Origin of the sequence: Gelatiniphilus marinus (assembly GCF_042684345.1) — a bacterium.
GTDB classification, from domain to species: Bacteria; Bacteroidota; Bacteroidia; order Flavobacteriales; family Flavobacteriaceae; genus Gelatiniphilus; species Gelatiniphilus marinus.
Genome location: NZ_JBHULK010000009.1, coordinates 1 through 22,331, shown reverse-complemented (window position 1 = coordinate 22,331; position 22,331 = coordinate 1). Strand labels below are relative to the sequence as shown.

The following is a 22,331-nucleotide window of genomic DNA, read 5'->3' as shown; positions in this document are numbered from 1 at the left end:
ACATGGCACAAGCACACAAATTAGAAATATTTAGAGGCTTAATTAAGTTTAAAACCAACACTCAAAAAATTTGGGGCGTATTAATTTTATTATCTATTGTAACGGCTATTGAAGTTATATTGGGCATATACAAACCAGATGTTTTAATGGCAGAAGTAATGAACATGAAATTATTAAACTGGATATTCATTATTTTAACCATTGTAAAAGCCTATTACATTACCTGGGACTTTATGCACATGCGCGACGAAAGCAAAGGCTTAAGGCGTATGGTAGTCTGGACAGGCACCATTTTAATTTTATACATGACATTTATTTTATTGCAAGAAGGCGGCTATATTTTTGATGTTTTTAAAGAAGGCCTCTTGAAAAAAGATTTTTAATAACCCAGCACGATAATAATGTGTTAAAAGACAGTTTTAAGGTGGTTTTAAGAGCCACCTTTTTTATTTTTGCTAAACACCTTTTCAAGGTAAAATATAACGCAAACATTTAAATGGATTACAAGAAAATAAGCCGCTATACAGTATTAGGAGTTTTGTTCTTTCTTCCGGTAACGTTTTTATTGTTTTTGTACCCGGCAACACACAACTACCAACCGCTAGATGTTGTACACGAAAACGTAACCGATATACAAGGCCTCTTGCCCGATACCAATAATGCTGTCGCTTTAAAAAACCACATAACCGTTTTAGGGTTTTTAGGCCACAAACCCATGGAAAAGCTTATACCAAGCTCCAATTTAAAGGAATTGGTGTACGATAAGTTTAAGGGCTTTAAAAAGTTTCAAATCGTAATTGTCGCACCAAAAGGCACAGAGCAAGCCGTTAAAGAACTAAAAAGGGAAATAAGCACTTACGAAAATTTAAAATTTTGGCATTTTGTTTTTGGCGAACCAAATGATATACAACGGTTATTTTATAGTTTAAAACCTAAAATAAATCTCAATCAAGACCTATCAACAAACCACGTATTTATTATAGATAAAGACCTTAATCAACGCGGAAGGCTGGACGACAGAACAGAAAACGAAATAGAAAAAAACAAACCCATTTACAGTCTAAACGCTTACGATTGTATTGAGGTGGCCGAAATTAAAAATAAAATGAGCGACGATTTACGTATTTTATTTACAGAATACAGGCAAAAGCGTAAAGGTGAATTTAATTCTGAAACACGACGGGCAACCAATTTAAAGACCGAAACCAATTAAAACAGTTTTGTTACACCAAGCACGGCCCAAGTACAAAACTAAAAGTATAAAAATAAAGATTACCTCCTTACAGGAAATAAAATAAAAGTTGAAAATGAAAAAAACAAATTATTCGTATATCGGGATTTCCTTTATCATACTTGTTTTCGGAATCATTTTTATTCCAATAATAATAGACCGCATTTCTAATAACGATGTAACGCGTAACGAAAGCAGGAGCGACTTTGCAACCGATAGAAAAGTGTCGGGCACAGATTTAACATTCATAGAAATTAATGGCGAGCCCAAAAAAGTACCCGCATTTTCGTTTACAAACCAAAACGGAAAAACCATTACCCATAAAGACTACGAGGGTAAGGTATATATTATCGAATTTTTCTTTACAACCTGCCCAACCATTTGTCCACGCATGAACGCCAACCTTGTTCAAATTCAAAATACATTCAAAGATTTTAAAGATTTTGGTGTGGCATCATTCACAATAAACCCCGATTACGATACGCCAGAAATCCTTAACGCTTACGCGGAACATTACGGCGTAACCAACCCCAATTGGCATTTTTTAACCGGTAACAAAGACGCCATTTACAAATTGGCAAACCAAGGTTTTAATTTATATACCGGCGAAAACGCCGAAGTCGAGGGCGGTTTCGAACACTCGGGCAATTTTGCCTTAATCGATAAAAACGGATTTATAAGATCGAGAAAAGACCAATTCGGCAACCCCATAATTTATTACCGAGGCATTGTTTCTGAGGCCGAACAAGTAGATGAAGATGGCGTAAAAGAAGAAATTAGCGCACTAAAAGAAGATATTAAAAAATTGCTAAACGAATAAGTTTTAGTCATTCTGGACCAGTTTCAGAATCACATAATATGACATTGAAAAATGAATAATCAAGACCCTGTTTTAGACGATAAAAAATACAATAAATTAATTGTTGCATTATCTATAATTATCCCAATTGTAGTATTTGCATTGTTTAGTGTTAAAATACCAAATGTAGAACCCTTAAGCTTTTTGCCACCAATTTATGCAACCATAAACGGCTTAACATCGGTTATTTTAGTAATCGCTTTTATAGCCATTAAAAAGAAAAACAGGGTGCTTCACGAAAATTTAATGACAACTGCCATTTGGTGCTCTGCACTGTTTTTGCTTATGTACATAGCCTACCACATAACCAGCGACTCCACAAAATTTGGTGGCGAAGGTGCCATAAAATATGTATATTATTTTATTTTGCTAACCCATATTTTATTGTCCATTGTAGTCATCCCTTTCGTGCTGATTACCTATGTTAGGGCCATTACAAACAATTTCGAAAAGCATAAAAAAATAGCAAGAATAACATTTCCGCTTTGGCTTTATGTGGCGGTTTCGGGCGTTATTGTTTATATTATGATTTCGCCGTATTATTAATGAAACTCTAATTTATGAAGTACAGAAAAACTAACACAAATTAGTCAAGTTGAATTAACCTCAATAAGATCGGGGTCTTTTAAAACTTAATTATGGAACGTAAAACCATCTTTTTTCTCTTTTCTTGTTTTTTGTTTCTTAAAACAAACGCCCAATGCGCCATGTGTAGAGCTGTTTTAGAGACCGAAGAAGGGCAAACCGCGGCACAGGGTATTAACGATGGTATTGTTTACCTAATGGCTGTACCCTATATTTTAGTGTTTGCAGTAATCTTTTTAATTTACAAGAAATACAAGACGTTAAAAAAACAATAAAAACTTTTTTTAACAAATATTGTAACATTTCTTTGTATTATTGGTCTAACTGCAAAGCGCAGTGGCTTTAACCTTTGTCAATCAAAATAATTAATCATGTTAAAAATCAGTCAGCTTCACAAGTCTTATCCCATAGGCGATTCCAGTTTACATGTTTTAAAAGGCATAGACCTTAATGTAGAAGCCGGAGAAATGGTAGCCATAATGGGCTCTTCGGGCTCAGGAAAATCTACATTGTTGAATATTATTGGTATGTTGGATGAAGCTGATGAAGGCGAATATATATTGGATGGATTACCAATAAAAGACCTTACCGAAAAAAAAGCGGCCGTTTACAGGAATAAATTTTTAGGATTCATTTTTCAGTCCTTCAACCTTATAAATTACAAAAATGCCCTGGAAAACGTAGCACTTCCGTTATATTACCAAGGCATGAAACGCAAACAACGCCAAGAATTAGCCTTGTTTCATTTAGAAAAAGTAGGATTGGCAGATTGGGCACAACATTTGCCAAAAGAACTTTCCGGAGGCCAAAACCAACGTGTCGCCATTGCCAGGGCCTTGGCTGCAAACCCTAAATTATTATTGGCCGACGAACCCACAGGAGCTTTAGACACCACAACATCTTACGAGATTATGGCTTTCATCCAGCAGTTAAACGATGAAGGCAAAACCATTTTAATGGTAACACACGAAGAAGACATAGCCAACATGTGCAAGCGTATTGTAAGGTTGCGCGATGGTGTTATTATGGAAGACAAAAAAGTAAATCAGGTTAGAGCAGAACAATATGTTTGATTTAGACCTTTGGCGCGAAATATTTCAAAGTATCAATAAAAACAGAACCCGGAGTTTATTGTCTGGGTTTACAGTAGCGTTTGCCATTTTGTTATTTACCATTCTTTTTGGTATTGCAAACGGATTGAAAAACACATTTGCCGAAGCCTTTGTAGATGATGCCAATAACTCCATTTTTATCCGTTCGGGCAGAACCACAAAAGCACACAAAGGCCTGCAGGCAGGACGACGTATTCAATTTAAAAACGAAGACTTTAATTATGTAAAAGATGAATTTGGCAATAAAGTTGAATTTATTACAGCACGGATTTACAGAAACGCACAAGCTTCATTTAGGAACCAGCAGAACAGTTATAATTTAAGAGCCGTACATCCCGACCATCAATTTTTAGAAAAAACCAAAATAAAAGAAGGACGTTACATCAATCAAAACGATCTGCAAAACAGAACAAAAGTAGTTGTAATTGGCAGATTGGTTGAAGAAGATTTATTTTTAAAAACCACAGCTATTGGCAAATACATAAACCTAAACGGCATACAGTATAAAGTAGTGGGCGTTTTTACAGACGATGGCGGCGATAACGAAGAACGCATAATTTACATGCCCGTAACAACAGCACAACATTTATATGGCAACAACGATTACATCGATCAAATAAACCTAACCTATAACCCAGAGATGGATTATAACCAAGCATTGGCTTTTAGCACCCTATTAACAAGAAAACTTAAAGACCGCTTTTCTGTTGCAAGAAGCGACCAAAGAGCAGTGAGGGTGCGCAATATGGCAGAAGGCACAAAACAAGTCGATGCCATGACAGGCGGATTAACCGTAATTATTTTGGTTATTGGCTTTGGTACTTTAATTGCTGGCATTGTAGGTATAAGTAACATTATGATTTTTATTGTAAAAGAACGCACCAAAGAAATTGGCATACGTAAAGCTTTGGGCGCTTCGCCCAGATCTATAGTATCCATAATTTTATTGGAATCTATTTTAATTACAGCCATAGCCGGCTATGTAGGCTTGGTAATTGGCGTTGGTGTTTTAGAACTTGTTAAACCCTATTTGGTTGACTATTTTATAAAAGACCCAGGTGTAAGCAATAGCCTTGTAATAGGAGCAACCATTACATTAATAGTGGCAGGCGCAATTGCAGGGTATTTACCAGCAAAAAAAGCATCGAAAATAAAACCAATTGTAGCACTAAGAAACGATTAAATATGCTTAAATTTTTATTCGATAGAGATACGTGGCAAGAAGTTTTCGATAGCTTTAGCAAAAACAAACTAAGGTCCATACTTACCATGGTTGGCGTTTGGTGGGGCATTTTATTGTTAATAGGATTGTTGGGTTCTGCCAGAGGTTTAGAGAATTCTTTTAATAGATTGTTTGGCAGTTTTGCAACCAATAGCGTATTTGTTTGGGGGCAAAGTACCAGTAAACCCTTTAAAGGCTTTCAAGAAGGCAAAAGGGTACGATTAACTTTATCTGATGCCAAAAAAGTTGAAGAAAATGTTGAAGGTATTGAGTTTGTCGTCCCCAGAAATCAAAACCAAGCCCAAGTAGTTAGAAAATTCCTGTCAGGTAATTTTGGGGTTAATGGCGATTATCCGTTGTTGGATCAAGTCCAAAAGAAAAAACTAATCCACGGCAGGTTTATCAACCAGAACGATATAGATGACAATAAAAAAATAGCGGTGATTTCAGAAGAAATCTATAAACAGCTCTTTGAAAAAGACGAAAACGTTATTGGCGAATACATTCAAATCAACAGCATAAACTTTAAAGTTGTGGGCATGTTTGAAAACGGGAATGTTAATATGGGGCCAACATCCGATATTCATATCCCCTTCACCACCTTTCAGCAAATCTACAACCAAGGCGACCAAATTGGTTGGATGATGATTACCGGAAAACCAGAATTCGATATTAAACAAATAGAAAACGACGCCAAACTGTTACTAAAAAACCTAAACAGCATCCACCCCAACGATAAGCGTGCATTTGGCAGTTTTAACCTCGGCAAAGAATTTGCAAAAGTTACCGGTTTTTTAACGGGTATGCAGTTTTTAACATGGTTTGTGGGTATTGCCACTTTAATAGCCGGCGTGTTTGCCATTGGCAACATACTGCTCATTACAGTAAAAGAACGCACCAAAGAAATAGGTGTGCGGCGTGCCTTAGGTGCCACACCATTCGAGATTAAAAGGCAAATAGTGGTCGAGGCGGTGTTTTTAACCTTAGTAGCTGGCTTATTTGGAATAATATCTGGCGGATGGATTTTAATTTTATTAGACTACTTTTTTGGACAAGGCCCCGAGGCCACCATAGTAAACGCATCCGTGTCCATTGCAGTCGTGTTTATAGCACTAATAATATTAGTAATATTAGGGACTTTAATTGGCTTAATACCCGCATTTAAAGCCACCAGCATAAAACCCATTGAAGCATTAAGAGAAGAATAAACAATCTGAAAAATGAATAAAACAGTAAAAATTATTTTAGTACTAGTAGTTATTATACTATTAGCGTTCGTGTTGAAGTACTTTAAAGACGCCAACTCAAAATCCATTGAAGATTTTAAAGTGGAAGAACCTTTTTTCACATCCATAAACACCAAAGCGGTGGCAACAGGTAAACTAAATCCAGAAGAAGAGATTGAATTGAAACCTCAAATCTCCGGAATAGTAGATAAGATACTTGTTGAAGAAGGCGATATTGTTAAAAAAGGCGACTTGATAGCAAAAATTAGAGTCGTACCCAACGAGCAAAGTTTGGTAAGTGCAAAAAGTAGAATTTCATCATCTAAATTGTCTTTTGATAATGCCAAAACACTATATGATAGAAACAAAGCTCTTTTTGAAAAAGGCGTAATTTCCCAACAAGATTTCGAGAACAGTGCCCTCTCGTTTAACCAAGCCCAAGAATCGTTAAGGCAAGCACAAAACGATTATCAAATTATAAAACGCGGTTCTATTTCGGGCGGCAGTACTGCAAACACCAATATCGTAGCGCAAATACCGGGCACTATTTTAGAGATCCCGGTGCGCGAAGGCGATCAAGTTATTCAAAGCAACAACTTTAATGCCGGAACAACCATTGCTACCATTGCAGATATGAGCCTTATGATTTTTGAAGGGAAAGTTGATGAGGCCGAAGTTGGCAAACTACAAGAAGGTAAAAAAATTAAAGTATTGCTTGGTGCCATAAACGACAAAGAATTTCCTGCAACACTAACCTTTGTAGCGCCCAAAGGCCAAGAAGAAAACGGTGCCGTACAGTTTACCATAAAAGCCGATGTAGAAGTTGAACAAAGCACCAATATTAGAGCGGGTTACAGTGCCAATGCCGAAATCGATATTGAAGCCAAAGATAGCGTTTTGGCAATCCGGGAAGCCTTGCTGCAATACAACAGGATTACCGAAAAACCCTTTGTTGAAATATTAGACGGCGATAATAAATACAGAAAAGAAAATGTAACCCTTGGTTTATCCGATGGCATTAACGTTGAAATAACCGAAGGCGTAAAAGAAGGCGACAAAATTAAAGTTTGGAATAAAGCATCAAAAGATAACGAAGATGACAATGATTAATTTTAGTTTCTTAAATATGAAAAACTGTTTACTGGCCTGTGTGTTGCTAATTACTGCTTCATCATTTGCACAACAAAAAAAATGGACGTTGCAAGAATGTGTAGCCCATGCCCTAGAAAACAATATTTCGATAAAGCAAAGCGAAAACTCACTGCTTTTAAACGAACAGGACATTTTAGCAGCAAAAGGGCAGTTTTTACCATCGGTAAGCGCAAGCACTGGCCATAGCTTAGGCATAGGAACGCAACGAATTGATATTGGCGAAACTCAAGTAATTGTTGATAGAACTTCAAATAGCACCAGATTTGGTGTTGGTGCCAACCAAACTATTTTTAATGGATTTAGACTAACAAACCTGTACAAACAATCCAATTTAAATCTAGAAATAAGTAAATTAGAACTCAGTAAAATTAAAGACGATATTTCTTTAAACGTTGTTAATGCCTATTTAAACACACTTTTTAATAAAGAAAATTTAGAAACAGCAAAAGCGCAGTTCGATTTTAGCAAAAAACAACTTGAACAAGTGCAAAATTTGGTTGATGCCGGCGTACAACCTAAGGCTAATATATATGATGCCGAAGCCACATTAAGCAGAGACGAACAACAGGTTACAATAGCAGAAAACAACTATAATTTGGCGCTACTTACCTTATCGCAGTTACTACAAGTACCGTTTGATGGGTTTGAGGTAGAAATTATAAACATAGATACACCATCTGAAACTTTATTGTACAGCAATGTTACACCTGTTTTAAATTACGCCCTTAACAACAGAAGCGAAATAAAAATAGCAGAAAAAAATATTGAAAATGCAGCATTAAACACCCAAATATCTAAAAGTGGTTTTTTACCAAGTGTAACTTTAGGTTATGGCTTTAACACCAATGCTTTCTATTCTAATATTATAAAAAACGAAGCTGCCTTTTTAGATCAATTAAACAATCAAAAATCACATAGTTTCAACCTAAGTGTTAATATTCCAATTTTTTCAAGGTTTCAAAATAAAACGGCTGTTGCCAAATCTAAAATTCAACAAGCCAATAGCAAACTACGTTTAGACCAAGCAAAATTAGATTTAGAATCAAATATCCAACGCGCCTATACCGATGCTCAAGCGGCATTTAAAGCTTACGATGCAGCTCAAAAATCATTAGTATCGCAAGAGTTAGCTTTTAATAATTCAAAAGAACGTTACGACATAGGTAATATCACGGCATTCGATTTAGAACAAGCCAGAGTGCAATTTATAAATGCACAATCATCACTAATAAATGCTAAATACGATTTTGTTTTTAAAACCAAAGTGTTAGATTTTTACATGGGCAAATCTTTAATTGATTAAATTATTGATTACTTTATAATATAGACCTGTCAGGTTTTTATCCCGAAGCTTCGGGACTTGACAGGTCTTTCTTTTTTATTTATTCTTATTTTTGAATTTCAAAAAAGAACTTTATGAGTACACTTATACTAAATATAGAAACCGCAACAACCAATTGCTCGGTATCGCTTTCGCGAAATGGAGAAACCATTGTTTTAAAAGAAGATTACAACAATAACTATTCGCATGCCGAAAAACTCCACCTGTTTATAGATAAGGTTTTAAAAGAAGCCAACATCAATTCAAAACAATTAGATGCCATTGCCATTAGCAAAGGCCCAGGATCTTATACGGGTTTGCGCATTGGGGTTTCGGCAGCAAAAGGGCTTTGTTTTGCTCTGGACAAACCACTAATTTCTGTACCAACTTTACAGGCTTTAGCACATCAAGTTAAAACAGGCGATGGCGTAATTGTTGCCATGCTAGATGCCAGACGCATGGAAGTATATGCTGCTACTTTTGCTGCAAATTATATTCAAATTAGAGAAACCCAAGCCCAAATTTTGGATAATAACGCTTTCGCGGAATATTTAGAAACCCACAAAGTATCTTTTATTGGTAATGGTGTTGAAAAAACAAAGGCACTTGTTAATCATCCAAATGCTATTTTTATTGAAGACAAACTGCCTTCTTCAAACGAAATGAGTTTATTAGCTTATAACAAATACAAAAAAAACGACTTTGAAGATGTCGCTTATTTTGAACCTTATTATTTAAAAGATTTTGTGGCTTTAAAGCCGAAGTCTTCATCTTAAATTTAAAAAGACCTGTCTGGTTTTAAAAACCAGACAGGTCTGAAAATAATTTTTCGAGTTTGAAGTCTGCTCCTTTTTAGAATTGGCTTTAACCTTCTTTATGTATTTCAACTTGATGTGGGTAAGGAATTTCAATACCAGCTTTATCTAGTGCTTCTTTTACATCTTCGGTAATGCCAAAATAAACATCCCAATAATCATCGGCTGTACTCCATGGGCGCACCGCAAAATTAATGGAACTATCTGCCAACTCAGATACGTTAACCGTTGGTGCAGGATCTTTTAAAACCTTAGGATGCGAGGTTAAAACTTGCATTAAAACGGCTTTGGTCTTTTTAATATCAGAATCGTAACCAACACCAAAAGTTAAGTCAACTCTACGTGTGCCTTCGGTTGTGTAATTAATAATGTTACCGTTTGATAACGATCCATTCGGAATAATAATTTCCCTATTTGAAAGCCCTGTTAATTTTGTGGTAAAGATCTCAATTTCCTTTACAACACCAATTTCGCCTTGTGCCTCAATTAAATCGCCAATTTTAAACGGCTTAAAAATCATAATTAAAACACCACCAGCAAAATTACCCAACGAGCCTTGTAAGGCTAAACCAATGGCTAAACCTGCGGCCGCTAAAATGGCAGCAAACGATGTGGTTTCAACCCCAACGGTTCCTAAAACAACAACGATTAAAACAATTTTAAATATCCAACCTAAAAGATTTAATAAGAATTTTTGAAGACTCTCATCATATTCTCTTTTAGACATTAATTTTTTTGATGTCTTTAATATTTTTTTAATTAGCCACGAGCCAATAATCCAGATAAGAATGGCTCCTAAGATTTTTAACCCGTAGTCCATAGCTAACCTTAGCCACTTTTCTGTGTCGATGTTTTGTAAATCCATAATTTTTTTTATTGTTTTAGTTGAAAACCATTGTAATAAGCGCAACTATAGCAGGCATACTTTGCACATAAAACAATTTAATTTGCTTTGTAGAATAAGACCCATAAATACCTGCAAAAGTCACAAAAACTAAAAATAAAATAGCTGTATCTATGCTTTTTTGGATGATGGAATATACCAAACCAGCAGCTAAAAACCCATTGTACAAGCCTTGGTTAGCCGCCAACACTTTGGTTTCTTCGGCAAAACCCTTAGATTTTAACCCAAATGTTTTAATGCCTTTTGGGGTGGTCCATAAAAACATTTCCAATATTAAAAAACAGAGATGCTCTAAGGCTACGAAAGCTATTAAAAGGGTTGTTAAAAGTGTCATTCTTTTAAAAATTTTATAGCATCATTTACCTCGGTAACTGGGAGTTTACAGGCTTTATTTACGCATACATAAATATAGGTGCCATCTGGATTGTAGCGGTTTTCCAACAAAGGCATATTATTTTCAGATGTACTTGCAGCAATTAACTTATTGGGCAGATACGTTTTATTTAATTCTTCTATTTTTTGTTTAGCATCTGCGCCAACAATGGCAACCTCGTAATATGGTAGTGCATAATTAAGCATTAAATCGAACCAATTTGAATATCCAGAAGGATATTCCAACATTTCGGGTTTTACATTATTAAGCATACTTATTGCTGTTTTGCTGTAATGTTCGTTATCAAAATAATGCGATAGCTTAAACAGGTTTTTAGCCATTATGGAATTGCTGGCAGGAATTACATTATCGCGATATTCGATGCTTCGTGAAACTAACGATTCGTCTTCGTTTGAGGTAAAATAAAACATTTTGCTTTTTTCATCAAAAAAGTGATCGAAGGTATAGTTTACCAAATCTCTAGAAGTGGTTAACCAGGTTTCGTTTAAAGTGCTTTCGTAAAGTGTTAAAAAAGCATCTATGGCTGCCGAGTAATCTTCAAGATACCCGTTAATGGTGCTTTTTCCGTCTTTGTATGTATGGTTTAACCCGCCATCTTCACGTAACATATTGTTTATAATAAAGTTGGCGTTTTTTTCCGCGGAAGCGAGATAATCTTCATTACCAAATACCCGATAAGCATCTACATAACCTTTAAGCATTATGGCGTTCCAAGAGGTTAATGTTTTGTCGTCCAGCCTTGGTTTAGTGCGTTTATTACGTGCTTTTACAAGCTTGTTTTTCCATTCGCTTTTCTTTTTGTTTAAAGCGTCGAGTGATAGGTTGTGTTTTTTAATAACGGTTGCATCGTCGTCTTTTCTAATTAACACATAATTACCGTGTTCCCAAAAGCCGTAATTGTTTATGTTGTAATAATCAGAGAAAATTTTAAATGCGTCGCCCAAAACCGATTTAAGTTCGTCTTTGGTCCAAACATAAAATGCACCTTCTTCAATTTCGCCTTCTGGTGTTTTGCTGGAGGCGTCTAGCGAGGAGTAAAAGGCACCGTGGCCTGTTGTCATGTCGCGTTTAATAAACTCCAGCGTTTCGGTTACAACATCTTTATATAGTTTGTTTTTTGTTATTAGATACGCATCGGCATATAAACTTACCAATTGCCCATTATCATAAAGCATTTTTTCGAAGTGAGGCACATGCCATTTCGTATCGACCGAATACCTAGCAAAACCACCACCAATTTGATCGAAAACCCCACCGTAAGCAATTTTGGTTAAGGTTAGGTTTAAATGGTCTTGTAGCTTTTTATCGTTGGTTTGATAGGCGTATCTGAGCAAAAAATGATAATTATTGGGCATCATAAATTTTGGTGCTCTATTCATCCCTCCGTAATTATCATCAAAGTTTTTAGACCAATGGTTTAGTGCTTCGTCTATATAGTTTTTTTCAAAAACAGGGGCATCGGTATTCAAGGTAACCACATCTAGAGCTTTGATGCCTTGTTCTAATTTATCTGCGTATTCGTATAGTTTATCGGGTTTTTCAACATACAGTTTAGAGATTTGCTCCAGAGCATCCATCCATTGTTCTTTTTTAAAATACGTACCGCCCCAAACGGGTCTGCCATCGGGCAATGCAATAACGTTTAGTGGCCAGCCGCCACTGCCCGTCATGAGCTGTACGGCATTCATGTAAACTTGGTCCACATCTGGCCGTTCTTCTCTATCAACTTTTATATTTATGAAATTTTTATTCATAACCTGTGCCACCAAACTGTCTTTAAAACTTTCGTCCTCCATAACATGGCACCAATGGCAAGCTGCATAGCCTACACTAATTAGTATAAGTTTGTTTTCTTCTTTTGCTTGGGTTAGGGTTTTTGAATTCCACGGATTCCAGTTTACCGGATTGTGAGCGTGTTGTAGTAAATACGGGCTCGTTTCGTTTATAAGATTGTTTGTGTGTTTATGTTTCATGGTTTCGGCATTCGGTCCTTTACAGCTTATTAACACGATAAAAAACAGGGCTATTGTAGTGTACTTCATGGTGTCAAAGTTAGCGAAAATTGAGCATAAAAAAGCGTTCTATTTACGAACGCTTAAATTTTAAAATAAAGCCGATATTTTTAGTTGACTTCAAAAGTGATTTTTAAGTTTACCCTAAATTCTGTAACCTCGCCATCTTTAACAATGGCACTTTGGTCTTGAACATATACCGAACGGATATTGTTTACACTCTTTGAGGCGTGTTTTACTGCCTTTTTAGTGGCGTCTTCCCAACTTTTTTCTGAGTTCGACAAAATCTCGATTACTTTTAATACAGACATAATTTATTTTTTAAAGGTTATTGTTAACTCGCTGTTTTAAAGATACTTATTTTTTTTTAAACAGGGTAGTTAATCAGGGTGCCTTTAAAAAACCATCTATCCGTTTATGGCTTCAACGGTATTGACTTTTCCCGGAAGCATTTGTTTAAGCATATTTTCAATACCGCTTTTTAGCGTGTAAGTTGACGATGGGCAACCGCTGCATGCCCCTTGAAGCATAACACTTACGTTTTTGCTTTTAGCATCGTAAGAAATAAACTGAATATTGCCACCATCGCTCGCTACGGCTGGTTTTACATATTCCTCTAGAATGTTAACGATTTCTTTTGAAGTGTCGTCTAGGTTTTCAATCTGGCTATTGAGCTGGTTGTTGGATTTTTTTAAAGCATTGACAGCTTCGGGTAAAACAACTTCTTTTCCGTTTTCAATATAACTTCTAATAAACTCGCGCAGTTCGATATTGATGTCTTGCCACTCTGCCCTATCGTATTTGGTAATGGACACGTAATTCTGGTCAATAAAAACACTTTTAACATACGGAAAATGGAACAATTCTGTGGCCAATGGCGATAGTTTAGCATCGTCTATCGAGGTAAACTCAAAAAGTGCTGTTACTATTTTTTTATTAGCCACAAACTTCATTACCGATGGGTTTGGAGTGCTTTCGGCATAAACCGTTACGGGTACTTTTTTTGGGGCTTTGGCATCTTCAACTACAACGCCGCCATCGTTTAAATAGGTTTCAATTTGTTGGGCAACTTCGTTTTGTACATCTGGCCACTCTACAATATCATAACGCTCAATAGCTACAAAATTGCTAGACATGTAAACCTTTTTTACAAATGGCAAATGAAATAACTGTTGGGCCAGCGGGGATGGTTTTGCGTCGTCGATATTGTTAAATTCAAAACTTTGGTGTTTTGTTATAAACTGGTTGACCTCAAATTTTACTATGGCATTGTTTGCTGTTTCTTGCACAGAAACCTTGAAAGTGTTCATTTTAGCTAATTTTTTTACAAAAATACTAAAAGAAAACCAAGATATGCATATATTTGAGTTTTGTATTTTTATTTGTTAATGTAATTTATTGAAAATATAAACGTTTGTATTAAACCCCCAAAAAACCTACTTGGTAAAAAAGTTTATGAAATTGAAAAATATCATTATGGTTGCCATTGGCGTATTGCTAACGCACACCGCAGTTTCGCAAGAAGGTTTACCAATATATACAGATTATTTAACAGATAACTACTACCTTATCCATCCGTCTATGGCGGGTATTGCCAATTGCTCTAAGGTTAGGTTAACCTCGCGCCAGCAATGGTTTGGGCACGAAGATGCGCCTAGGCTTTCCACTTTAAGTTTAAACGGGCGAATTGGAGAAACCCCATCTGCAATTGGCGGTATTTTGTTTACCGATAAAAACGGATATCATTCGCAAACCGGGGCTTATGCAACCTACGCTCACCATCTTATGTTTTCTAGAAACGAAATCGACTTAAATATGCTTTCATTTGGCATTAGTGCGGGTTTTATTCAATATAAGCTAGACGAAACCACCTTTTTGTTTGATGGGCCAGATCCTATTATTGATGGTATTGTGCAAAACGAAACCAATTTTAACATCGATTTGGGCTTTTCGTACCACTTTTTAGATTATTATGCGCATGCCACAGTTAAAAACGTGTTGAAAAATGCCGGCGTTAACAACGATGTTGAAATTACCAGTAATTTAAGGCGTTATTTGCTTTCGGTTGGTGGTGTGTTTGGAAAATTAGGAAGCGATTGGAGCTACGAGCCTTCGGTAATGTTCCAGTATAAAGACGGCACCAAAGAAGCTGCAATAGATTTAAATGCTAAAGTTTATAAAAACATGGATTTTGGTAAAGTTTGGGGCGGCATATCGTACAGACAAAGTTTTGATGGTGCTGAGTATTTAATTAATTCCAATACGGTAAAAAGCCAAAGACTACAACAATTCACGCCTATTTTAGGCATTGACTACAAACAATTTATGTTTGCTTACACGTACACCTATCAAAATAACTCGGTGGTTTTTACCAATGGTGGGTTTCATCAATTAACCTTGGGCTTTAATTTTGCTTGCAAAAAGAAAAAGTACGAGTGTAGGTGCCCTGCGGTAAATTAAATTTTGAAGTAAAGTAATAACTGTCATTAACAGGGAGCCCTGTCCCGATAGCTATCGGGAGCTGTCTGGACGACGTGGCAATCTGTTTATTCTTATCGGCATATTTTAAGACAACAAGTTTGAATTTATAAGATTACTTCAGTCATACTTCCTTCGTAATGACGAGTTTTTTTTAATCCCAACTATATTTTTTTCTCTTGGCTTGTTCTTTTATGGCTTTGGTCATCGCATTTTCCAAGCCGTTTTTGGTGTCTTTTTTATGATTTGAAACATACAGTTTACGCTTGTTGTTCAAATCTTGGATTTGCTTTTGAATACGCTTTCGCTCAATACGTTTTTTGGCCACATAAGCTTTAATTTCAGCCTCCGATTTTCCTTTTAAAACCTCTGGCAATTGACTCGCTTTTAAATCATTGTATTTAAAATCTTCTTCGGCTTCGGCATCTACTAAATCCCAAGATTTGTTTTTATACAAATGCGAGCTTTTACTTACCGTTCTGCTTACTGCATTGGCTTTGCTGTACAAGCTAGCATTGGTATCTTGTTCGGCTTGAAGCGCCATTTTTTGACTTCCGGCTTGACCGTAAATCACATAGGTTTTATTCAATTTTTGGTTTAAAATTAAAATATCATCATCGTAAGGCGAGGCAATATGTACCGTGGCATTGTTTTGGTTTATCGCCATATAATCGCCATTGGTTAAACTTGCACCATCTTTCCAAGATATATTGATGCCTTGTCTGTAATCGCCACAAAAAATAGTATTAATAGTTACATCTTTTTCTTTCGCATTTGTTGAGGCGTCTTTATAATTGATTTTTCCTTGCGTGAAAGGTTCGTTTCCTGCGATAAAAATGAGCTTTAAATCGTCAGGATTTTTACCCCAATTTAATTGGTTTAATGAGGTTTGTATTACCTGTCCGCAATATTCTTCACCGCCATTTGTGGTTAACGAGAATAGCTCTTTTGAAATTTCGTCTAGGTCTTCGCTAAAGCTTAAAACCTGCCTAATATACCCTTCGTCGCCATTCAATCTGTCGTTGCCGTATTCGTACAAAGCAATTTGCAAATTGGGTTTATTGTTGCCGCATTTGGCGTACGATAACTCGTTTACAATATCCCAAAGTTGTGCTTTGGCTTGGTCTATCAATCCGTCCATGCTATTGCTGGTATCTAATAAAAGTGCCACCTTAATGTACTGTTTACTGGGTTTTTGTACTGTTATTTCTGCTTGAGCTAAATCTGTGTTTGTCTTTTTGTTGTTTGCATTGCAAGCTGTAAAACCAATTAGCGCCATGCCAAAAAGGAGTGTTTTAAAATAAGTTTTCATAATATTTTTCGTTTTTTTGATTTAATGATGCCCATGATGGACTTTTTGATAAGCGCAAAACTAAAAGCAACTTTCTTCTTAAAAAAAGACGAATGAGCGAGGCAGTATTTTAAATGAGTGAATGAAACTTATAAATGCGCAAACGTCCCTTTTTCATCTTAAAAAACAACGGTATTTTAAAACCCTCATTTTATTATAACAAAGAAAGTGCGTAAGTTTATCGATATTAAACTGCAAATGAATGTACTGGTAAAATATTTAATCTTTTTATACCTCGTTTTTAGCACGGGCTTTATGTTTGGGCAGCAACGCAACGATGCTGTAAACCAAGAAAAACGTTTTACGGTACGCGGTGCTGTAATTGAAAGCGACACTTATAAACCCATCCCCGATGTAAATATCGAGGTTAGCGGTGGCGCGTACACCACAACCGATGCTTTGGGCGAGTTTAGGATTGAAGCCAAAAAAGGCGACGAGCTTACCATTCGGCACAAAGATTTTGAAACCGTTTACTACACCATAAAAAGTAGCGAGCGCATTAAAGTTGAGGTACAACCCAATAAAATGGATGAATACAAAAGCAAACTTTTTAAATCGAGAGGAAGTGTCCAAATCTTTAAATCGCTTATCGATTCTGCCGAAGTGTATTTAAAAAAAGACGCCAAAAAGAGTATTCAGTTTATAGCAGATGCTTTAAAAAATAGCCGATCGGTAAAAGAAAATAGCGAAGCCTACGAGGTTTTGGGCGATGTGTATTTGTATTGGAAACAGTACGATTTGGCCGTTTCAAATTACCGAATAAGCATTCAAAATAGAGCAAATAATACCGTTAAAATTAAATTGGCAAAAGCCTATCAGCTTAATAAAAACTACCAGGAAAGTCTGGCTACTTACAACGATATCGATAAAACCGAACTCTCTAATTGGGAATTGGTAACACTTTATGAAGGCCTTGGCGATGTGCACCAAAACACCAAAACCTTTAATGCGGCAATTGATGCTTATACCGAGGGTTTAAACGTGGCAAAAAAGCATTTGATAAGCCCAAAGGTAACCGACTTAAATTCTAAAATAGCTCAGGTTTATGATGCCAAAGGGGAGTCTCAAAAAGCAAAGGGCTACTTTAACGAATCGTTAAAACTGGCTAAAACCCAAAACAAAAAAAGAGGCATTGAAGAGAAAATTAAAGTCGCCGATTTTCAGAATAATTTAAGCGATTATTCCAGCGAAATTGAATTGAGAAAACAAGCTTTAGAAGATATAAACGAAATAGAAACCGATTCGGTTTTCGATAACGAAAGCGCCTTAACACCACAAAAACAAAACTATAAAATTGGCAATGCCTATGCTTTGCAAAAGGATTTTGGGCAAGCCATTAGCTATCTTGAAAAAAGCATTGAAGAAGCCGACGACAAAGAAGATTTAATCGTCCAGAAAGATGCCACCAGAAAATTATCTGAAGTGTATCGCGATGCCGGCGAGTTCGATAAAGCATTGGTCGCCTACCAACAATACGTCGATTTGGTCGATAAGGTCTATTCTAAAAAAGAGCAGGAAATTTCGCAAGCCGCCCGATTCAGTAAAGACATCGTCAACAAGCAAAACCGGATTTTAAGTTTGGAGAGCGACAGGGCCTTGTCCGAAAGCAAATACCAACTTAATATCGAGCAGGCGCGCCGGCAAAAACTCATCATCTATTCTCTAATCGGTGGCGTAATATTGCTGTTGGTTACCGCGTTTTTAATGTTCAATTACATAAAACAACAGCGGTTGGCAAACAATTTGTTGGCATTAAAAACCCTGCGCAGCCAAATGAACCCGCACTTTATCTTTAACGCACTAAACTCGGTAAATAGTTTTATCGCTTCAAACGACGAGCGGACGGCAAACAAATATTTAACCGATTTTTCATTATTGATGCGCGCCGTTTTAGAGAATAGTGAAGAAGATTTTATTCCCTTGGAAAAAGAAATTGAGCTTTTGGAACTTTACACCAAATTAGAACATTTTAGGTTTAAAGATAAATTTGATTACAGCATTACAGTTGATGAAAATATAGATGTAAACGATTTTGTAATTCCCCCCATGCTGTTGCAACCTTATATTGAAAATGCGGTTTGGCACGGGCTGCGGTACAAAAAAACCAAAGGGCACTTAAACATTTCAATAGCCCAAACCAAGCCCGATGAAATTAAAATAACCATTACCGACGATGGCATTGGGCGCCAAAAATCGAAAGCCCTGAAAACCAAAAACCAGCAAAAGCAAAACTCAAAAGGCATGGGGAACATAAAAAAACGCGTATCCATTTTAAACGCCATGTACAAAGATAAAGTCGATGTTTCTGTTACCGATTTTCAAGATGAAGATGATACGGGAACTAAAGTAATTGTAACGCTTAAAAAGGATTAAAAAAGCCTCCCTAACCCTCCAAAGGAGGGAGCTTAAATTCGATCTTGATTACGAGTGACTAATAAATAATAGAAATAGAAAATAAGAAATGTCAACATGGAACTAACCGCAATCATAGTCGAACGATATAAATAAAGACAAATTGAAACGCTTTGTCATGCTGAGCTTGTCGAAGCGCAATCAATTTATACATAAATAAAAAAACATTATTTGATGAAAATTAAAATATTAGGATTTGTATATATTGCTTTATTGGTTTCTTGTCAAAATGAAATTATAGATAATCGTGAGGATTGGGTTAAAGAGATTGATAAAACTATTATGGCGTATGAAAAAACAGCCAAAATAGAATCAACAAAAACTTTAATGGAAAATGGAAATGAGACTTTCTTCAATTATTATGAAAAAGATTCTAATGGATTTCAGAAAATTAAAGGCCATTATGATGAAAATGCATTTGTTGATGCCGTTATTGAAATATATTTGGTGAACGACGAAATAGTTTTAGAAAAAATGGGTGGACTTTTCCCATTACTTTATAAAGGGCACAAGAAAGAAACCGACCCTTGTTGCGAATTATTTAATCGATTGATTTATTATAAAAATAGCTCGGAAGGAAAAGCATATATAAAACAATTAAAAATAATGAGTAGTAAGGATAAAGAAAAATATATAAATGATTTGAATTTACTGCCATTGGTTGAAGAAGAAAGATTTAACATTGCAAATGAATATTTAAGAACAAAAAATCAAATCAAAGAGTTGAAAAAAATAAAAAATAATTAGTGGCAAATTAAAAACATGAAACTAACCGCAATCATAGTCAAACGATATAAATAAAGACAAATTGAAACGCTTTGTCATGCTGAGCTTGTCGAAGCACGATTAATTAATGCATAAATAAGAATGAAATACTATTACGTTTATATTCTCCTTTGTTCAGACAGTACCTATTACACAGGAATGACTAATGATTTAGAACGAAGAATCAATCAACATAAATCAGGTTATAAAGCAGATGGTTATACATTTTCAAGACGACCAATTAAGCTAAAATGGTATTTACAATGCACAAACCCAAGTGAAGCCATTAAAATTGAAAAGCAAATTAAAGGTTGGTCTCAAAAAAAGAAAAAAGCATTAATTGATGAAAATTGGGACGATTTGATAGAGTTCTCAAAGAATTATTCAAAATTTGGGCAACCAGATAAACGAGATAAGTCTTCGACAAGCTCAGACTGACATTAAGTTTATCAATTGTCAATCTAATTAAAATAATAAAAAAACAGTATGAAACTAAGCTCAATCATAGTCGAAGACGAAGAAACCAGCAGAAAAATTCTAAAGAATTACCTCAAAAAATACTGCCCAAATGTTACGGTTTTGGGCGAAGCGGAAAATGTTGAAGAAGCCTTGGTATTAATTAGAAACAACGATTTAGATTTAGTGTTCCTCGATGTAGAAATGCCTTATGGCAATGCCTTTGATTTACTCGATAAAGTAGGCGACATCAATTTTGAAACCGTATTTGTAACCGCATACAATCATTACGCCATAGACGCATTAAACGCCCACGCCTCATATTATTTAATGAAACCCATTTCAATCGACGAGCTTATAAAAGCAGTCGATTATGTTACCGAAATAAAAACCAAAGAAGAGGCACTTCAAAACCAAGTATTAGTTCCAAAAACAAATACGGTAAATGGTAAAATCACAATTCCGCAGCAAAACGGTTTTGAGGTTATTAATACAGCCGATATTTTGTATTGTAAAGCCGACGATAATTACACCGAAATCTTCATAAACACCAATAAAAAGAAAGTAGTAAGTAAAACACTAAAATATTTTGAAGCTATTTTAAAGGATAGTGGTTTTGCTCGTGTTCACAAATCGTATGTAGTAAATGTAAACGAAGTTGTAAAATACATGAAAGGCAAAGGCGGAAGCGTATTACTTAGCAATGGCAAGGAAATTATGGTTTCTGCATCAAAAAAATCAAACTTATTGTCGTATTTCAAATAACCCTTTTTGTCATTACCGCAACATATGCTGAACTTGTTTCAGTAAGGCGGAAATCTCTTTTAAATATTATTACAGATCTCTTTCTGTTATTGTTTTTTCTTGCTTTGCTCGAAATCGTTTTGTTTTTAGTAAATTTAGTTCCAATTTATGAGATTCCCGTCTGCGCGGGAATTAAAAAACATTCTAACTCATGCCAATAATAAAACCAGTAAACGGAAAATCTCCACAAATACCAAACGATTGTTACATTGCCGAAAACGCTACCATTGTTGGCGATGTGGTAATGGGCAGCCAATGCAGCGTATGGTTTAGTGCCGTAATTCGCGGCGATGTCCATTACATAAAAATGGGCAATAAAGTAAACGTGCAAGACGGCGCGGTTATACACGCCACCTATCAAAAATCGCCCACAAACATTGGCAATAACGTCTCTATTGGGCACAATGCCATCGTGCACGGTTGCACCATTCACAACAATGTTTTGGTGGGCATGGGCAGTATTATTATGGACGATTGCATTGTAGAAAGCAACAGCATTATTGCGGCAGGCGCGGTTGTAACACAAAATACGAGGGTAGAAGCCGGCAGTATTTACGCGGGCGTTCCAGCAAAAAAAGTAAAGGATATTAGTCAAGAACTCATCTCTGGCGAAATAAACCGAATCGCCAACAATTATATAAAATACTCGGGTTGGTTTAAAGATTAGAGCATTACCACAAGGGTCGCGCTTTCGGCAGTCGCTTCCTCCTGCGTCGGCGAGCTCCAACAAACCTGTACTGAGCGGAGTCTGAGTATGCCTTAATCGTTAACACGGACATGTTTGCTATAATCAATCTTCAGTTTCCAATCGTTTTATATTTGCTAAATTCAATGTTTTGAATTTAGAAATTGGAATAAATGTGGTTAAGTTTTATAAGTGTGTTGTTTTTCGTGCTTTTTCTGTTTAGTTTGAAGCGAATTGCAAACTCGAGTAACTTTAAGAAGGTGGGAAAACAGATTTAACTTTTTCAATTGTTACAACCTGTGTGGACTCAATAACTTTTACTGTTGGCGGTTCTTCAAATTTAAAGGTTTTCAGGTCTGATACTAGCTCATTAAATTCAGGGCTTGTTGCAACAAACTACGTTGTCAAGTCCAATAACATGGTAGTATCTCACAAAGTGTGTAAAGTTTAAAAATATCGAGGGTTGCAACCCTCGATATTTTTTTATTAATTTAAATTTTATACACGATGAACAAAGACGATTTATTAAACGACGACTTTTTAAAAC

23 protein-coding genes are annotated in these 22,331 nt (G+C 35.9%); 17 read left to right on the top strand and 6 right to left on the bottom strand.

Annotated elements, in window-relative coordinates; translation table 11 throughout:
• The first annotated feature begins 2 nt into the window (after positions 1-2).
• From ACFSQS_RS15485 to tsaB, 11 genes are all read left to right on the top strand, one after another.
• Positions 3-383, top strand: a complete 381-nt coding sequence (locus tag ACFSQS_RS15485; RefSeq protein WP_388021040.1) for a cytochrome C oxidase subunit IV family protein — start codon at positions 3-5, stop codon at positions 381-383.
• A gap of 113 nt (positions 384-496) precedes the next feature.
• Positions 497-1,213, top strand: coding sequence for a hypothetical protein (locus ACFSQS_RS15480; RefSeq protein WP_388021038.1), 717 nt, complete (start codon positions 497-499; stop codon positions 1,211-1,213).
• 94 nt (positions 1,214-1,307) lie between these two features.
• A complete protein-coding gene (locus ACFSQS_RS15475; RefSeq protein WP_388021036.1) occupies positions 1,308-2,051 on the top strand; it encodes an SCO family protein in 744 nt (247 codons plus the stop codon).
• A gap of 51 nt (positions 2,052-2,102) precedes the next feature.
• Positions 2,103-2,636 carry a DUF420 domain-containing protein gene (locus ACFSQS_RS15470; protein ID WP_388021034.1) on the top strand — a complete coding sequence of 178 codons (534 nt, stop codon included), beginning with the start codon at positions 2,103-2,105 and terminating at the stop codon, positions 2,634-2,636.
• Positions 2,637-2,728: 92 nt separating this feature from the next.
• Complete coding sequence (locus ACFSQS_RS15465) at positions 2,729-2,950, top strand: hypothetical protein (protein WP_388021032.1); 222 nt, start codon at positions 2,729-2,731, stop codon at positions 2,948-2,950.
• A 96-nt stretch (positions 2,951-3,046) separates the two neighbouring features.
• Positions 3,047-3,748, top strand: coding sequence for an ABC transporter ATP-binding protein (locus ACFSQS_RS15460; protein ID WP_388021030.1), 702 nt, complete (start codon positions 3,047-3,049; stop codon positions 3,746-3,748).
• Positions 3,741-4,970, top strand: coding sequence for an ABC transporter permease (locus ACFSQS_RS15455; protein WP_388021028.1), 1,230 nt, complete (start codon positions 3,741-3,743; stop codon positions 4,968-4,970). The genes ACFSQS_RS15460 and ACFSQS_RS15455 overlap by 8 nt, the downstream gene beginning before the upstream one ends.
• 2 nt (positions 4,971-4,972) lie before the next feature.
• Complete coding sequence (locus ACFSQS_RS15450; protein ID WP_388021026.1) at positions 4,973-6,217, top strand: ABC transporter permease; 1,245 nt, start codon at positions 4,973-4,975, stop codon at positions 6,215-6,217.
• A gap of 12 nt (positions 6,218-6,229) precedes the next feature.
• The gene (locus ACFSQS_RS15445; RefSeq protein ID WP_388021024.1) at positions 6,230-7,345 is read left to right on the top strand and encodes an efflux RND transporter periplasmic adaptor subunit; all 1,116 of its coding nucleotides are present in this window, start codon (positions 6,230-6,232) and stop codon (positions 7,343-7,345) included.
• Positions 7,346-7,361: 16 nt separating this feature from the next.
• Positions 7,362-8,690 (top strand): TolC family protein, encoded by a 1,329-nt coding sequence (locus ACFSQS_RS15440; protein ID WP_388021022.1) that lies wholly within the window; start codon positions 7,362-7,364, stop codon positions 8,688-8,690.
• Between the two features lie 113 nt (positions 8,691-8,803).
• Entirely contained in the window at positions 8,804-9,484 is a 681-nt protein-coding gene (gene tsaB, locus ACFSQS_RS15435) for a tRNA (adenosine(37)-N6)-threonylcarbamoyltransferase complex dimerization subunit type 1 TsaB (protein ID WP_388021020.1), read from the top strand.
• Between the two features lie 88 nt (positions 9,485-9,572).
• Here tsaB and ACFSQS_RS15430 read toward each other — a convergent pair whose 3' ends face one another.
• From ACFSQS_RS15430 to ACFSQS_RS15410, 5 genes are all read right to left on the bottom strand, one after another.
• The gene (locus ACFSQS_RS15430; protein ID WP_388021018.1) at positions 9,573-10,388 is read right to left on the bottom strand and encodes a mechanosensitive ion channel family protein; all 816 of its coding nucleotides are present in this window, start codon (positions 10,386-10,388) and stop codon (positions 9,573-9,575) included.
• 16 nt (positions 10,389-10,404) lie between these two features.
• Positions 10,405-10,761: a DUF1304 domain-containing protein gene (locus ACFSQS_RS15425; RefSeq protein WP_388021016.1), complete on the bottom strand. Its 357-nt coding sequence runs from the start codon at positions 10,759-10,761 to the stop codon at positions 10,405-10,407.
• Positions 10,758-12,863, bottom strand: coding sequence for a thioredoxin domain-containing protein (locus ACFSQS_RS15420; RefSeq protein WP_388021014.1), 2,106 nt, complete (start codon positions 12,861-12,863; stop codon positions 10,758-10,760). Before ACFSQS_RS15420 ends, ACFSQS_RS15425 begins: the two co-directional genes overlap by 4 nt.
• Positions 12,864-12,943: 80 nt before the next feature.
• Positions 12,944-13,144 carry a dodecin family protein gene (locus tag ACFSQS_RS15415; RefSeq protein WP_388021012.1) on the bottom strand — a complete coding sequence of 67 codons (201 nt, stop codon included), beginning with the start codon at positions 13,142-13,144 and terminating at the stop codon, positions 12,944-12,946.
• A 96-nt stretch (positions 13,145-13,240) separates the two neighbouring features.
• A complete protein-coding gene (locus tag ACFSQS_RS15410) occupies positions 13,241-14,143 on the bottom strand; it encodes a NifU family protein (protein ID WP_388021010.1) in 903 nt (300 codons plus the stop codon).
• A gap of 145 nt (positions 14,144-14,288) precedes the next feature.
• Between ACFSQS_RS15410 and ACFSQS_RS15405 the strand changes: the two genes are divergently transcribed.
• Positions 14,289-15,293 (top strand): PorP/SprF family type IX secretion system membrane protein, encoded by a 1,005-nt coding sequence (locus ACFSQS_RS15405; RefSeq protein WP_388021008.1) that lies wholly within the window; start codon positions 14,289-14,291, stop codon positions 15,291-15,293.
• Positions 15,294-15,465: 172 nt separating this feature from the next.
• Here the strand turns inward: ACFSQS_RS15405 and ACFSQS_RS15400 are convergent, their stop codons facing one another.
• Entirely contained in the window at positions 15,466-16,623 is a 1,158-nt protein-coding gene (locus tag ACFSQS_RS15400) for a vWA domain-containing protein (RefSeq protein ID WP_388021006.1), read from the bottom strand.
• Positions 16,624-16,860: 237 nt separating this feature from the next.
• On the opposite strand from ACFSQS_RS15400, the gene ACFSQS_RS15395 reads away from it, so the two are divergent.
• The 5 genes from ACFSQS_RS15395 (at position 16,861) to ACFSQS_RS15375 (ending at position 21,766) form a co-directional block, all read left to right on the top strand.
• The gene (locus tag ACFSQS_RS15395; protein WP_388021004.1) at positions 16,861-19,035 is read left to right on the top strand and encodes a histidine kinase; all 2,175 of its coding nucleotides are present in this window, start codon (positions 16,861-16,863) and stop codon (positions 19,033-19,035) included.
• 213 nt (positions 19,036-19,248) lie between these two features.
• Positions 19,249-19,821, top strand: a complete 573-nt coding sequence (locus tag ACFSQS_RS15390) for a hypothetical protein (RefSeq protein ID WP_388021002.1) — start codon at positions 19,249-19,251, stop codon at positions 19,819-19,821.
• Positions 19,822-19,941: 120 nt separating this feature from the next.
• Positions 19,942-20,277 carry a GIY-YIG nuclease family protein gene (locus tag ACFSQS_RS15385; RefSeq protein WP_388021000.1) on the top strand — a complete coding sequence of 112 codons (336 nt, stop codon included), beginning with the start codon at positions 19,942-19,944 and terminating at the stop codon, positions 20,275-20,277.
• Between the two features lie 48 nt (positions 20,278-20,325).
• Complete coding sequence (locus tag ACFSQS_RS15380; protein ID WP_388020998.1) at positions 20,326-21,060, top strand: LytR/AlgR family response regulator transcription factor; 735 nt, start codon at positions 20,326-20,328, stop codon at positions 21,058-21,060.
• 190 nt (positions 21,061-21,250) lie between these two features.
• Positions 21,251-21,766 carry a gamma carbonic anhydrase family protein gene (locus tag ACFSQS_RS15375; protein WP_388020996.1) on the top strand — a complete coding sequence of 172 codons (516 nt, stop codon included), beginning with the start codon at positions 21,251-21,253 and terminating at the stop codon, positions 21,764-21,766.
• The last annotated feature ends 565 nt before the right edge of the window (positions 21,767-22,331 follow it).

Excerpts from the sequence above, each read along its gene's own strand:
- tsaB (WP_388021020.1), top strand. The coding sequence starts at position 8,804 with ATGAGTACACTTATACTAAATATAGAAACCGCAACAACCAATTGCTCG.
- ACFSQS_RS15445 (WP_388021024.1), top strand. The coding sequence starts at position 6,230 with ATGAATAAAACAGTAAAAATTATTTTAGTACTAGTAGTTATTATACTA.
- ACFSQS_RS15395 (WP_388021004.1), top strand. The coding sequence starts at position 16,861 with ATGAATGTACTGGTAAAATATTTAATCTTTTTATACCTCGTTTTTAGC.
- ACFSQS_RS15380 (WP_388020998.1), top strand. The coding sequence starts at position 20,326 with ATGAAACTAAGCTCAATCATAGTCGAAGACGAAGAAACCAGCAGAAAA.
- ACFSQS_RS15425 (WP_388021016.1), bottom strand. The coding sequence starts at position 10,761 with ATGACACTTTTAACAACCCTTTTAATAGCTTTCGTAGCCTTAGAGCAT.
- ACFSQS_RS15430 (WP_388021018.1), bottom strand. The coding sequence starts at position 10,388 with ATGGATTTACAAAACATCGACACAGAAAAGTGGCTAAGGTTAGCTATG.
- ACFSQS_RS15465 (WP_388021032.1), top strand. The coding sequence starts at position 2,729 with ATGGAACGTAAAACCATCTTTTTTCTCTTTTCTTGTTTTTTGTTTCTT.
- ACFSQS_RS15375 (WP_388020996.1), top strand. The coding sequence starts at position 21,251 with ATGCCAATAATAAAACCAGTAAACGGAAAATCTCCACAAATACCAAAC.
- ACFSQS_RS15390 (WP_388021002.1), top strand. The coding sequence starts at position 19,249 with ATGAAAATTAAAATATTAGGATTTGTATATATTGCTTTATTGGTTTCT.
- ACFSQS_RS15455 (WP_388021028.1), top strand. The coding sequence starts at position 3,741 with ATGTTTGATTTAGACCTTTGGCGCGAAATATTTCAAAGTATCAATAAA.
- ACFSQS_RS15410 (WP_388021010.1), bottom strand. The coding sequence starts at position 14,143 with ATGAACACTTTCAAGGTTTCTGTGCAAGAAACAGCAAACAATGCCATA.
- ACFSQS_RS15485 (WP_388021040.1), top strand. The coding sequence starts at position 3 with ATGGCACAAGCACACAAATTAGAAATATTTAGAGGCTTAATTAAGTTT.
- ACFSQS_RS15470 (WP_388021034.1), top strand. The coding sequence starts at position 2,103 with ATGAATAATCAAGACCCTGTTTTAGACGATAAAAAATACAATAAATTA.
- ACFSQS_RS15440 (WP_388021022.1), top strand. The coding sequence starts at position 7,362 with ATGAAAAACTGTTTACTGGCCTGTGTGTTGCTAATTACTGCTTCATCA.
- ACFSQS_RS15460 (WP_388021030.1), top strand. The coding sequence starts at position 3,047 with ATGTTAAAAATCAGTCAGCTTCACAAGTCTTATCCCATAGGCGATTCC.
- ACFSQS_RS15405 (WP_388021008.1), top strand. The coding sequence starts at position 14,289 with ATGAAATTGAAAAATATCATTATGGTTGCCATTGGCGTATTGCTAACG.
- ACFSQS_RS15415 (WP_388021012.1), bottom strand. The coding sequence starts at position 13,144 with ATGTCTGTATTAAAAGTAATCGAGATTTTGTCGAACTCAGAAAAAAGT.
- ACFSQS_RS15480 (WP_388021038.1), top strand. The coding sequence starts at position 497 with ATGGATTACAAGAAAATAAGCCGCTATACAGTATTAGGAGTTTTGTTC.
- ACFSQS_RS15385 (WP_388021000.1), top strand. The coding sequence starts at position 19,942 with ATGAAATACTATTACGTTTATATTCTCCTTTGTTCAGACAGTACCTAT.
- ACFSQS_RS15400 (WP_388021006.1), bottom strand. The coding sequence starts at position 16,623 with ATGAAAACTTATTTTAAAACACTCCTTTTTGGCATGGCGCTAATTGGT.
- ACFSQS_RS15450 (WP_388021026.1), top strand. The coding sequence starts at position 4,973 with ATGCTTAAATTTTTATTCGATAGAGATACGTGGCAAGAAGTTTTCGAT.
- ACFSQS_RS15475 (WP_388021036.1), top strand. The coding sequence starts at position 1,308 with ATGAAAAAAACAAATTATTCGTATATCGGGATTTCCTTTATCATACTT.
- ACFSQS_RS15420 (WP_388021014.1), bottom strand. The coding sequence starts at position 12,863 with ATGAAGTACACTACAATAGCCCTGTTTTTTATCGTGTTAATAAGCTGT.